The following is an 11111-nucleotide window of genomic DNA, read 5'->3' as shown; positions in this document are numbered from 1 at the left end:
TCAGCGACGTCTTGCCATGGTCGACGTGACCAATCGTGCCAATGTTCACATGAGGCTTAGTGCGCTCGAATTTACCTTTTGCCATAGTCTCTTTCCTTGGACGGCCTGGGGACGGCCTGGACCTTCAGTTCAGTCGAATGCGGGGCGATTAGCGACTAAGGCCGAAAAACACAAGTGCCTTGTCGCCGAGCGCGCTCGCCCGCCCGAACGCGTGATCCGGTTTCGGAGAATGTGGCGCGGATATAGGAACGAACAAGGGCAATTGGAATGGTTGTGGCGGCGGCTGACGGCTTTGACGGATTTACAGCCGGATCTGGCCCATTGCCGCCCTGGCGCCGGTCTGATTTCGTGGGCCTATGCATTTCATCCCGACTGCCATACGAGGCCCGCTGTTCATGGTCGTTTCGACCGGGTCCTACATCGTCAACGACACGATGATGAAGCTCGCAACCGCGGGACTGCCGCCCTATGAGGTGCTGTTCCTGCGCGGCGCTGCGGCAACATTGTGGGGCATTCCGCTGCTGTTCATGCTGGGCTACGGCAAGCAGATCCCGCTGATCCTCGACGCCAAGGTTTTGCGCAGGAACATGCTCGAACTGGGTGCGATCCTTTGCTACGTGGTGGCGCTCGCCAACATGCAGATCGCCGATTCGACCGCGCTCGGACAGATCACGCCCTTGCTGATGCTGGTCGGCTCCTCGATGCTGTTTGGCGAACGGATCGGTGGGCTGCGCCTGGCGCTGATCGGGCTCGGCTTTATCGGCGCAGTGATGGTGGCACAACCGACAATGCAGGGGATTTCGGTCTATGCGCTGCTGGCGCTAGGCAATGCCGCCCTGTCCGCGGCGCGCGATCTGGCCGGACGCAAGGTCGCCGCCGACGTGCCGGGAATGGTTGTAGCTATTTCCGCGGTGATTGTCGTGCTCGCGGGCGCCGGCGTTGCGCATCTGGTTTCCGAGCAGTGGGTGGTGCCTGAAATCCGTCACCTGCTGCTGATGGGCGGTGCCGGACTGTTCCTGATCTTCGGCCACTTCTTCATCTTCATGGCCTATCGCGTCGGGCCGACCAGCGTGGTGGCGCCGTTCTACTATTGCTTTACCGTCTGGGCGGTGATTTCAGGCGTGGTGGTATTCCGGCAACTCCCGAATGCGCTGGCCATCTGCGGCATCCTGCTGGTGGTCGCCAGCGGGTTGACCATCGTCTCGCTCGACGAGCGCAAGCGCCGGTTGACCGTCGTCGCTTGAAACTGAAATCGGCCTGCACAATAGGAGGAGCGCGTGGCAAGCCCTGATGACAACCAGAATTCACGCAACCGCAGGCTTATCGGAAAGTGCCTGTGCGGCGCCGTTCAGTACGCGGTGGCGGACGCGTTCGTCTACGCCGCGAACTGCCACTGCTCGAACTGCCGGCGCACCACCGGCTCGGCGTTCAAGCCATTCGCCGGCATCGAGCGCGACAGGCTGAGCCTGACCAGGGGCGAGGACAATCTCACGATCTTCGGCGATGACACCGGCCATGACGCGCACTGCAAGACCTGCGGCTCGTTGCTCTATTCGGTGGTCCGCGACGGTGCCTTCGTGCATGTCGCCATGGGAAGCCTCGTCGACGAGCCGACCATCCGGCCGACGCAGCACATCTTCGTCGGCTCCAAGGCGAAGTGGTTCACGATCACCGACGATCTGCCGCAATACAGAGAACACGCGGTCGCCGGAGATGCCGGCGAATAGCTGACCGTTAGAAACGCTCAACCAAATTATCGTTTCGTTTTCGCGTCGGCCGCCAAGGAAACTATACTGTGCTCCGTCACTGAACTTATGTCGCGGGGATTTCTGTGGCATTGCCGCCCGACTGGTTGCCCAATGTTGCGATGCGGCGCGTCATTTGCCACTGGACGGCCGGCTCGCATTCGGCCGGCGATACCGACAGGGATGCGTATCACATACTGGTCGAGGGGAATGGCCGCCTGGTCAGGGGTCGGCCTTCGATCGCGCTCAATTCGGGCCGGGTAAAACCGGGATATGCCGCTCATACGCTCAACTGCAACGGCGGCTCGATCGGGGTTTCGCTCTGCTGCATGGCCGGGGCGGAGGAAAGGCCGTTCGATGCCGGCCGCTATCCGATGACCAGGGCGCAGTGGGGCGCGATGGCCGCCGTCGTCGCCGAACTCTGCAAATACTACCGCATCAAGGTCACGCCCAAAACGGTGCTGTCGCATGCCGAAGTCGAGAGCAATCTCGGCATCGAGCAGCGCGGAAAATGGGATTTCACCCGGCTGCCCTTCGATCCGACGATCAGCGGCGCAAGCGCCTGTGGCGAGCGGCTGCGCCGCGACGTGACGGCGGCAACGGGCGCGATGCCAAATCTGCCGGTGAGGATTGGGCGCGATGCCGCATGGCAGCGACTGCTCGAGGAATTATGGCCGATCATGGTGAGAGGGCTGGAAGCCGGCCTCAACACGCTGATCCGCGAAATCCTCAAAAGGATCAGATAGGCGGTCGGCATTCACCCGAATGCCGACGCAACTGCCGGACGGCTTCTACAGTGCCCTCTTGCCGCTGAACTGATGATAGGCCCACAGGACAACCACGGCACCGACCACGGCGACGATCAGGCTATAGATGTTGAGCCCGGTAACGCCCGACGCGCCAAAGGCGCTGAAGATGAGCCCGCCGACGATGGCGCCGACAATCCCGAGCACGATGTCGAGCACCAGGCCTTGCCCGCTTTTATTGACGATCTTGCTGCCTATGAAGCCGGCGATGACGCCGAGAATAATCCAGCTTAATATTGACATTTTTCCTCTCCGTTCCCCGCACCCGATTACTTCCACATTATTAAGCAAAGCTCAAGCCAACTTGAAAATCATGATTACGGAAAGCTCAAACCGGCTTGAAATTCGCCATGGATGCGTCATTGTTGGAGACGGACGGGCAATTTGACATGGAGATCCACAATGGGACTGTTTGACAATGCCGTTCCCGGCGGCAACGTCGCCAAGCCGCTGATGATCGCGCTCGGCGCACTTTTGGTGGGAAAAATGCTGAGCGGTGGAAGTTCCGCCCAGCCGGAGGCGGCGCAGAGGCCTGCCCCCGTCCCGCCTGATACAACCGCATCCGCCGATGGCGGACTGCTCGGCGGTCTGGGCGGACTGCTCGACAAACTGAAGGACGCCGGCCACGGCAACGTTGCCAATTCGTGGGTCGGCACCGGTCAGAACCAGCCGATCAACCCCAGCGATCTGGGCAGTGCCCTCGGCCCGCAGATCATTCAGGAGATCGCGCAAAGGACGGGTCTGAACCAACAGGACCTGCTCAAGCAACTGTCGGCGGCCTTGCCAGGGCTTGTCGACCAGCTGACGCCGAACGGGCAAGTGCCGCAGCAGAACCAACTCGCGTCCATATTCAGCAAATTCGCGAGCTGACGCCTGTCGCCCCACACCGCCTGCGGTTCGGGACAACGATAACACAGATTAAGATGCGCGTCCGTCTGGACGCGCAACGAATACTTTGAACTATCGGCAAAGCGCTTCGCTTGGCGGTGCCTGCTTCGGAATCGTGCGCGAGGTGCGCCGCGGCTTGGGGGAAATCTGGAGCGGGTAGCGGGAATCGAACCCGCATATTCAGCTTGGAAGGCTGCTGCTCTACCACTGAGCTATACCCGCGCCTTTCAGTCAAGCATCGGATCCGCTCCGACGCTCGCTCTGCGTTTCAGGGCTTCCGGGCCGGCAGTGGTGGAGAGGGTTGGATTTGAACCAACGTAGGCATAGCCAACGGATTTACAGTCCGTCCCCTTTAACCACTCGGGCACCTCTCCAGTCTGCCGCCGGAGCCATGCAACGAGGCATCGACGCGTCGCGGCTGCCAAAGCAGCCCTTCCGCGAAGCGCCTTATGGCGGCAGCGCCCAAAACTGTCAACCGCAACCGTCCGGCAAAAAGCGCTGAATCTCACGCCTCGCCCGACAAGCAGCTTATGCAGCTGTATCCATGGCCGGACGACACGGCTATAGAAGCCGGCCATGAGCAACGACAACAAATCCAAGACCCCTAAAGACACTCACTACGCCAAGCTGCGCCGCGCGCATCGCGACGAGAAGAGCGGCGGCGCGCCTGCATTCAGGCCGCGCCAGCCGGTGCCGCCCGGCGAGAACCCGGCGGATGGGCTGGTGCGGCTCTATGGGCTGCACACGGTGCGGGCCGCACTCGACAATCCGCGCCGCAAAATCAAGAAGATGCTGGTGACGCGCAACGCTGCCGAGCGGCTGGCAATCGCCGACCTTGGCGCTTTGCCCTTCAAGGCGGAGTTGGTCGAACCCAGGGACATCGACAAGGTCACCGGCTCGGATGCCGTGCACCAGGGCGTGGTGATCGAGGCCGAGCCGCTGAAACCGAAGCGGCTCGATGCGCTCGGCGACACCAGGCTGGTGCTGGTGCTCGACCAGATCACCGATCCGCACAATGTCGGTGCGATCCTGCGCTCGGCCGTGGCTTTCGGCGCCGGTGCACTGATCACCACGGCGCGCCACAGCCCGCAGGAATCCGGCGTGCTGGCGAAATCGGCCTCCGGCGCGCTCGAGCATATTGATCAGATCGAGGTGAAGAACCTCGCCGATGCGCTGGAGCAGCTGCGCGAGGCCGGATTCCAGACGATAGGGCTGGATTCCGACGGGCCGGCGGAGCTCGAAACGAGCTTTGCCGGAGAAAAGATCGCGTTGGTACTTGGCGCCGAGGGCAAAGGCCTGCGCCAGAAAACGCGCGAAACGGTGACGACGCTCGCCCGCCTCGACATGCCGGGCGCCATCCGCTCGCTCAACGTGTCGAATGCCGCGGCGGTGGCGCTTTATGCGGCGAGGCGGTGGTTCGCGCGCGGCAAATAGGGCGCAATGCATGTCATTGGATTTTGCCGTTCTCAATCCAGATGGACATATCGATCGATGCGTATCGGTAGGTTCCTCTGCGCATCATGAAATCGTGTCAATCGCAAACCAAAACGCGTTTGAACTCATACTGAAATTCGAAGATTTCTATGAGGACGTCACTCTTCCGATCGAATCCCTACCTTCCTTGACCAAGCAAGTTGAGGCACTTGTGCGAACTGAAGGAATGTCGGAGGAATCCAAAGATTTTCTGAAACGTTTTGCCGATCTCATACGCTATGCGGTCGAACGAAGTCGGCCCATCGAAGGTATTGCGGACTAATTCACTTCACTCTCACCCAACCTCGTGACCAGCCATGCGCTCCAGTGCCCTGACCAGTGCCGAATGGTCTTCCTTTGCTCCACCGTTCGCCGCGCAAGAGTTGAACAATTGCTGCGTCATCGAGGTGTTGGGTAGTGCTACCCCAAGCGCCTTCGCGCCTTCCAGCGCCAGATTGAGATCCTTCTGGTGGAGTTCGACGCGAAAGCCCGGCGCGAAGCTGCGCTTGATCATGCGCTCGCCATGTACTTCCAGAATGCGCGAGGCGGCCAGCCCGCCCATCAGCGCCTGCCGGACCTTGGCCGGGTCGGCGCCGGCTTTCGATGCAAAAACCAGCGCTTCGGCGACGGCCTCGATGGTCAGCGCGACGACGATCTGATTGGCGACCTTGGTGATCTGGCCGACGCCGTTGGGTCCGACCAAAGTGATGTTCTTGCCAAGCTTCTCGAAGATGGGCCTGGCGCGTTCGAAGGCTGTTTCCTCGCCGCCGACCATGATGGTCAGCGACGCCGCCTTGGCGCCGACCTCGCCGCCCGACACCGGCGCATCGAGATAGTCGCAGCCGAGATCGTTGATCTTTTTTGCGAAGGCCCTGGTCTCGATCGGCGAGATCGAGCTCATGTCGATGACCAGCTTGCCTTTAGTGAGGCCGGACGCGACGCCATTCTCAGCGAACAGCACGTCGGCGACCTGCGGCGTATCCGGAACCATGGTGATGACGATGTCGGCGGCACGCGCGACGGCATCATGGCCGGTGACGACCTTCAGGCCCTTGGCGACGAGGTCGGCCGGCGGTTTCGAGCGGTGGTCGCTGGCGACGACCTGATAACCGGCGTCTAGCAGATGCCCCGCCATCGGCGCGCCCATGATGCCGAGGCCGATGAAGCCGATGGTTTCCATGTCCTTCTCCGTTTCTTGTTAAGGGGGCGCGCAGGAACGCGACGTGCGACACGTTGCGTCTATGCCGCCGCACTCCCCTGCCCGGCCAGGTCCCTGAACCACCCAAGCCCGGCTTCCGTTCCGCCCTTCGGCTTGTACTCCGCCCCGACCCAGCCGGAATAGCCGATGCGGTCGATGTGGTTGTACAGGAAGGGAAAATTGATCTCGCCCGTCCCCGGCTCATGACGGCCGGGATTATCCGCAAGCTGGATATGCGCGATGCGGTTGAGGTTTGCCTCGATGGTACGGGCGAGATCCCCCTCCATGATCTGCATGTGATAGATATCGTATTGCAGGAACAGGTTCTTCGAGCCGACGCGGTCGATCAGCGCCAGGGCCTGGTCCGAGTAATTCAGGAAGAAGCCCGGAATGTCGCGGGTGTTGATCGGCTCGATCAGCAGCCTGATGCCGGCCTGCTCCAGCTTTTCCGCCGCGAAAGCCAGATTTTCGGCGAAGACGTCTTCCAGCACGGAGCGGTCGACGCCTTGCGGCGCGATGCCGGCGAGGCAGTTGACCTGCTCGCAGCCCAATGCGTGCGCATAGGTGACGACCTTGGCAATGCCCTGCCGGAACTCCGGCACGCGGTCGGGCAGGATCGCGATGCCGCGCTCGCCCTTGGCCCAGTCGCCGGCAGGCAGGTTGAACAGGACCTGTGTCAGCCCGTTCTTCTTCAACCTGGCTGCGACGACATCCGGCGCATGGTCATAGGGGCCGATATACTCGACGCCCTTGAAGCCCGCGCGGGCGGCGGCATCGAAGCGGTCGAGGAAGTCATGCTCGCCAAAGAGCATCGAAAGATTGGCTGAGAACCGTGGCATGGCAGTAGTTCCTCATATGCGGCTTAATCGAGCATGACGATCGCCGTGGGGGCATCTTCGTGATGTTCGGCTAGCTCCTCGAATTCGGTGATCTTGTCGATTTCGGTACCCATCGAAACGTTGGTGACGCGCTCGAGGATGAATTCGAGCACCACCGGAACCTGGTGCTCGTTCATCAGGCGCTGCGCCTCCTTGAACGCGCCGGCGAATTCCTCCGGCCGGCGCACCCGGACCGCCTTGCAGCCCATCGCCTCGGCGACGGCGAGGTGGTCGACGCCATAGCCAGCTTCGGCATCGCCCTGTCGATTGACGTTCTCGAAGGCCAGGCTGACCTCGAAATCCATCGAAAAGCCGCGCTGCGCCTGGCGGATCAGGCCGAGATAGGCGTTGTTCACGACGACATGGATGTAGGGTAATCTGTGCTGCGCACCGGCTGCCAGTTCCTCGATCATGAACTGGAAATCATAGTCGCCGGACAGCGCCACGATAGTGCGGTCCGGATCGGCGGCCCGAACGCCGAGTGCTGCGGGCAGCGTCCAGCCGAGCGGGCCGGCCTGGCCGCAATTGATCCAGTTGCGTGGCTTGTAGACATGCAGGAACTGCGCACCGGCGATCTGCGACAAGCCGATCGTGGTGACATAGGTGGTGTCGCGGCCGAACGCCTTGTTCATCTCCTCGTAGACGCGCTGCGGCTTCAGCGGCACCTGGTCGAAATGGGTCTTGCGCTTCATCGTCTTCTTGCGCTGCCGGCATTCGCCGGCCCAGCCCGACCAGTCGCGCAATTTTCCGGCCGTCCTCCACTCGGTGGCGACGTCGAGCAGCATCTTAAGCGCCGCACCGGCATCTGAGACGACGCCAAGGTCCGGTGCGAAGACCCGGCCGATCTGCGTCGGCTCGATATCGACGTGGATGAACTTCTTGCCCTTGGTGTAGACGTCGACCGAACCGGTGTGGCGGTTGGCCCAGCGGTTGCCGATGCCGAAAACGAAATCGGCTTCGAGCATCGTGGCATTGCCATAGCGGTGCGAGGTCTGCAGCCCGCACATGCCGGCCATCAGGCGGTGGTCGTCGGGGATCGCGCCCCAGCCCATCAGCGTCGGGATGACGGGCACGCCGGTGACTTCGGCGAATTCGATCAGCAGATCGGACGCATCGGCGTTGATGATGCCGCCGCCGGCGATGATGACAGGCTTTTCCGCCCCGTTCAGCATCGTCAACGCCTTCTCGGCCTGAGCGCGCGACATTGCCGGCTTGAACGGCACCAGCGGCTCGTAGGCATCGATGTCGAACTCGATCTCGGTCAGTTGCACATCGACAGGCAAATCGATCAGCACCGGCCCCGGCCGCGACGAGCGCATCAGATGAAACGCTTTCTGCAACGCCATCGGCACCAGATAGGGTTCCATCACCGTAACCGCCCATTTGGCGACGGGTGCGGCGATCGCCGCAATGTCGACGGCCTGAAAATCCTCCTTGTTGAGACGCGCCCGCGGCGCCTGCCCGGTGATGCAGAGGATGGGAATTGAATCGGCAGCGGCCGAATAGAGGCCAGTGATCATGTCGGTGCCGGCAGGACCCGAGGTGCCGATGCACAGACCGATATTGCCCGATCTGGCGCGGGTAAACCCTTCGGCCATATGCGAAGCCGCCTCGACGTGCCGCGCAAGGATGTGGCGGATACTGCCCCTCGCCTTCAGCGCCGAATAGAGCGGGTTGATCGCAGCACCCGGCACGCCGAAGGCACAGGAGATGCCTTCCTTTTCGAGAACGAGAACCGCTGCGTCGACTGCGCGCATCCTGGCCATGTCAGCCTCCACGGAATTGTTGATAGCCGATGATGCCAGCGCACCAATGATTTTTCAATTTTTTCAGAATATATTTTCATTTCTAGAAAACGGCTCTTGTAGATTGAATTGATTTGACTTTCTGTTTTCCACGAATTCGCTTCGCAAATCGATGAAAAACTTTTTCATTGCCTTGCTGGGCGAACAGAGCGAAGAATGGCCCGATGGAAACCACCGAAAAACGCCAGCGCGGCCGGCCGCGCGCCTTCAACGGGCCGGCCGAGGCTGCTTCGGTGCAGTCGCTGGACCGGGCGCTGCGCATCCTGGCAATCGTTGCCGATGGCAGCGGCCTGTCGCTGAGCGAGATCGCCGCCAGTTCCGGTCTGCCGGCATCCACCGCCTACCGCATGCTGACGACGCTGGAAAACCACGGCATGGTCGAGTTCGACGGTACCGACCAGCTGTGGTCGATCGGCGTCGAGACCTATCGCATGGGCGCGGCGTTCCTGCGCCGCCGCAAGCTGGTCGACCGCGCCCGTATCGTCATGCAGGAATTGATGGAGAAGACCGGCGAGACCGCCAATCTCGGCGTCGCCGAGGACGATTGCGTCGTCTTTGTCAGTCAGGTCGAGACGCATCAGGCGATCCGCGCCTTCTTCCGGCCGGGGACGCGCAGCTCCTTCCATGCCTCGGGCATCGGCAAGGCAGTGCTGGCGCATCTCGAGCCGGAACGCGTCGCCACCATCCTGCGCCGGGCCGGGCTGGAGCGCTTCACCGAAAACACGCTGTCCGATATCCCGGCGCTCGCCCGCGACCTGGTGACGATCAAGCTGCGCGGCTGGTCGGTAGACGACGAGGAGCGGCATCCGGGCATGCGCTGCGTTGCCGCCGCCATCTTCAATGAGTTCGGCGAGCCGATCGGCGGCGTTTCGGTTTCCGGGCCGACGGTGCGGGTAACGCCGGAACGGCTGGCCGAAATCGGCCCGCTTGTGCACGATGCGGCGGCGAAGGTGACAAGGATGATCGGCGGGCTGCCGACCCCTCCCGGCCTTCGCAGCGAACCGAGCGCATGGCTGCGCTGACCAGCGTCGAATGGTGCGACATCTGCCAGGATGGCCAAAGCTAGGCCCCGGGCACCGCGCTCTTGGTCGATAGGTCGTAGAAATCAAGCAGCATCGCCAGCCCAACTCCGCAGGCGGTGAAGATTAGGCCGGCAATGAAGATACGATTGGCGCGTTCATAAACGCGCCGTTGTAGAGACGTTATGTCGAGCAGCAACCGCAGCGCTCGTATCTGCAGGGCAATGCCGATCAAAATCGGCACGACGGCGGCCAGGTGATAGATTTCCCAAGGTATCGGGTTGGCGGCCCAATGCGTGATGAAGCCCAGCGAGAACGCCAGCAGGATGCCGACGGTGGTGATTGTGCCGTTGCGGAAAACCGTCTCGATCGGCTCTTCGTTCGGATCGTGCTCGCCCAAGCGCCCTCTCCCTGTTTCGCTATCGGTGCAGACTAGGCTGTTGGGAAATCGCTGTATACTGCCGGGTTCCTGGTGAAATCAGAGACAAATGATAGCTAAATTGCTTGGAGACTGAAGCTGGCGCTGCCCCTCATTGCCCTGCCGGGCATTTCTCCCCGTATAGTGACGGGGAGAAAGAAGCTGACCGCGACCTTGGCGCCCTCTTGCAGCGCTGGAGACTGCCGAAGTCATCGCCGAAAGCGTCCCTTCTCCCCGTCACTATACGGGGAGAAGATGCCGGCAGGCAGATGAGGGGCAGCGCCGACACTGATAGTCAGTCGATTTCGACAGGAAGCCTATCGCCGAACAACAGAAAAAGGGCCAGTGGGGCGCCCTTCTTCCGGTTGCATGAAACGGTCATCCCAAGCTGGCATCGTGGCCCTCAAAGCCAGCAGCGATGGCGATAGCCGTCGTAGCCGACATAGGTGTCCGAGTACGGGTCGTAGCTCTGGTAGCGATTGAGGCAGCGCCGGACGTGCCACGAGCCGCCGTCTTCCTCGATATAGACGGTGCGCGGCTGGGCCAGCGCGCTGCCGAGCAGGAAGCCGCCACACCTGCGGCAATGCCGATGCCGAGGTGCTTGTGCTTGTGATGGGCGGCCGACGGCTGAACGGTGCCGACCAGCATGGCGGCGGCGACAGTGGTGGCGACGAGGCCGGAAATGATGGTGCGCTTGAACATGACGATCTCCTTGTTGTGGGAGGCGATCCAACCGCCTCTTGATCATAAGTCGTTGCGGCGGAGAAAAAGGTTCAAACATTTTTCGGGTCTCTTCGTAAGCGGGCAGCTGAGGCCGTTCAGCGCTGGTAATTCCATGGCATGAGGGCGTCGATATCGCTGTTTGGCCAGCCATTGGCAAT

Annotated in this window: 13 protein-coding genes, 2 tRNA genes and 1 pseudogene; 7 read left to right on the top strand and 9 right to left on the bottom strand. The window is 61.7% G+C overall.

The window, feature by feature from the left end; genetic code table 11:
- Positions 1 to 85, bottom strand: a pseudogene (locus NKI41_RS32085) (GTP-binding protein); the annotation flags it as partial.
- A gap of 271 nt (positions 86 to 356) precedes the next feature.
- Between NKI41_RS32085 and NKI41_RS32080 the strand changes: the two are divergent.
- The 3 genes from NKI41_RS32080 (at position 357) to NKI41_RS32070 (ending at position 2491) form a co-directional block, all read left to right on the top strand.
- On the top strand, positions 357 to 1244 hold the full coding sequence (locus NKI41_RS32080) for a DMT family transporter (RefSeq protein WP_352686955.1): 888 nt from the start codon (positions 357 to 359) through the stop codon (positions 1242 to 1244).
- 33 nt (positions 1245 to 1277) lie between these two features.
- Positions 1278 to 1727, top strand: coding sequence for a GFA family protein (locus NKI41_RS32075; RefSeq protein ID WP_352686953.1), 450 nt, complete (start codon positions 1278 to 1280; stop codon positions 1725 to 1727).
- 104 nt (positions 1728 to 1831) lie between these two features.
- Complete coding sequence (locus NKI41_RS32070) at positions 1832 to 2491, top strand: peptidoglycan recognition protein family protein (protein WP_352686950.1); 660 nt, start codon at positions 1832 to 1834, stop codon at positions 2489 to 2491.
- Positions 2492 to 2536: 45 nt separating this feature from the next.
- Here NKI41_RS32070 and NKI41_RS32065 read toward each other — a convergent pair whose 3' ends face one another.
- Positions 2537 to 2794, bottom strand: coding sequence for a GlsB/YeaQ/YmgE family stress response membrane protein (locus NKI41_RS32065; RefSeq protein ID WP_023717513.1), 258 nt, complete (start codon positions 2792 to 2794; stop codon positions 2537 to 2539).
- A 159-nt stretch (positions 2795 to 2953) separates the two neighbouring features.
- Between NKI41_RS32065 and NKI41_RS32060 the strand changes: the two genes are divergently transcribed.
- Positions 2954 to 3421, top strand: coding sequence for a YidB family protein (locus NKI41_RS32060; RefSeq protein WP_352686947.1), 468 nt, complete (start codon positions 2954 to 2956; stop codon positions 3419 to 3421).
- Positions 3422 to 3587: 166 nt separating this feature from the next.
- Here NKI41_RS32060 and NKI41_RS32055 read toward each other — a convergent pair.
- A tRNA-Gly gene (locus tag NKI41_RS32055) sits at positions 3588 to 3661 on the bottom strand.
- Positions 3662 to 3728: 67 nt separating this feature from the next.
- A tRNA-Tyr gene (locus NKI41_RS32050) sits at positions 3729 to 3813 on the bottom strand.
- A gap of 202 nt (positions 3814 to 4015) precedes the next feature.
- On the opposite strand from NKI41_RS32050, the gene rlmB reads away from it, so the two are divergent.
- Together rlmB and NKI41_RS32040 are read left to right on the top strand one after the other, a co-directional pair.
- Positions 4016 to 4873: a 23S rRNA (guanosine(2251)-2'-O)-methyltransferase RlmB gene (gene rlmB / locus NKI41_RS32045; RefSeq protein WP_352541354.1), complete on the top strand. Its 858-nt coding sequence runs from the start codon at positions 4016 to 4018 to the stop codon at positions 4871 to 4873.
- Between the two features lie 10 nt (positions 4874 to 4883).
- On the top strand, positions 4884 to 5195 hold the full coding sequence (locus tag NKI41_RS32040) for a hypothetical protein (protein ID WP_352541355.1): 312 nt from the start codon (positions 4884 to 4886) through the stop codon (positions 5193 to 5195).
- A gap of 12 nt (positions 5196 to 5207) precedes the next feature.
- Here NKI41_RS32040 and NKI41_RS32035 read toward each other — a convergent pair whose 3' ends face one another.
- The 3 genes from NKI41_RS32035 to gcl are packed head-to-tail and all read right to left on the bottom strand — an operon-like array spanning position 5208 to position 8754.
- Complete coding sequence (locus tag NKI41_RS32035) at positions 5208 to 6092, bottom strand: 2-hydroxy-3-oxopropionate reductase (protein ID WP_352541356.1); 885 nt, start codon at positions 6090 to 6092, stop codon at positions 5208 to 5210.
- Positions 6093 to 6151: 59 nt separating this feature from the next.
- Positions 6152 to 6949 carry a hydroxypyruvate isomerase gene (gene hyi / locus NKI41_RS32030; RefSeq protein ID WP_352686945.1) on the bottom strand — a complete coding sequence of 266 codons (798 nt, stop codon included), beginning with the start codon at positions 6947 to 6949 and terminating at the stop codon, positions 6152 to 6154.
- 23 nt (positions 6950 to 6972) lie between these two features.
- The gene (gene gcl, locus NKI41_RS32025) at positions 6973 to 8754 is read right to left on the bottom strand and encodes a glyoxylate carboligase (RefSeq protein WP_352686944.1); all 1782 of its coding nucleotides are present in this window, start codon (positions 8752 to 8754) and stop codon (positions 6973 to 6975) included.
- 203 nt (positions 8755 to 8957) lie between these two features.
- Between gcl and bhcR the strand changes: the two genes are divergently transcribed.
- Positions 8958 to 9815, top strand: a complete 858-nt coding sequence (bhcR, locus tag NKI41_RS32020; protein WP_352472784.1) for an HTH-type transcriptional regulator BhcR — start codon at positions 8958 to 8960, stop codon at positions 9813 to 9815.
- 40 nt (positions 9816 to 9855) lie between these two features.
- Here bhcR and NKI41_RS32015 read toward each other — a convergent pair whose 3' ends face one another.
- Together NKI41_RS32015 and NKI41_RS32010 are read right to left on the bottom strand one after the other, a co-directional pair.
- Positions 9856 to 10212: a hypothetical protein gene (locus tag NKI41_RS32015; protein ID WP_352451067.1), complete on the bottom strand. Its 357-nt coding sequence runs from the start codon at positions 10210 to 10212 to the stop codon at positions 9856 to 9858.
- Between the two features lie 421 nt (positions 10213 to 10633).
- A complete protein-coding gene (locus NKI41_RS32010; RefSeq protein ID WP_352686957.1) occupies positions 10634 to 10978 on the bottom strand; it encodes a BA14K family protein in 345 nt (114 codons plus the stop codon).
- Positions 10979 to 11111 lie beyond the last annotated feature (133 nt).

Origin of the sequence: Mesorhizobium sp. M0601 (genome assembly GCF_040320845.1) — a bacterium.
GTDB lineage: Bacteria > Pseudomonadota > Alphaproteobacteria > Rhizobiales > Rhizobiaceae > Mesorhizobium.
This window is presented reverse-complemented; position numbering and strand designations above follow the sequence as displayed.

Excerpts from the sequence above, each read along its gene's own strand:
- NKI41_RS32080 (WP_352686955.1), top strand. The coding sequence starts at position 357 with ATGCATTTCATCCCGACTGCCATACGAGGCCCGCTGTTCATGGTCGTT.
- NKI41_RS32065 (WP_023717513.1), bottom strand. The coding sequence starts at position 2,794 with ATGTCAATATTAAGCTGGATTATTCTCGGCGTCATCGCCGGCTTCATA.
- NKI41_RS32060 (WP_352686947.1), top strand. The coding sequence starts at position 2,954 with ATGGGACTGTTTGACAATGCCGTTCCCGGCGGCAACGTCGCCAAGCCG.
- rlmB (WP_352541354.1), top strand. The coding sequence starts at position 4,016 with ATGAGCAACGACAACAAATCCAAGACCCCTAAAGACACTCACTACGCC.
- NKI41_RS32040 (WP_352541355.1), top strand. The coding sequence starts at position 4,884 with ATGTCATTGGATTTTGCCGTTCTCAATCCAGATGGACATATCGATCGA.
- NKI41_RS32035 (WP_352541356.1), bottom strand. The coding sequence starts at position 6,092 with ATGGAAACCATCGGCTTCATCGGCCTCGGCATCATGGGCGCGCCGATG.
- hyi (WP_352686945.1), bottom strand. The coding sequence starts at position 6,949 with ATGCCACGGTTCTCAGCCAATCTTTCGATGCTCTTTGGCGAGCATGAC.
- gcl (WP_352686944.1), bottom strand. The coding sequence starts at position 8,754 with ATGGCCAGGATGCGCGCAGTCGACGCAGCGGTTCTCGTTCTCGAAAAG.
- bhcR (WP_352472784.1), top strand. The coding sequence starts at position 8,958 with ATGGAAACCACCGAAAAACGCCAGCGCGGCCGGCCGCGCGCCTTCAAC.
- NKI41_RS32010 (WP_352686957.1), bottom strand. The coding sequence starts at position 10,978 with ATGATCAAGAGGCGGTTGGATCGCCTCCCACAACAAGGAGATCGTCAT.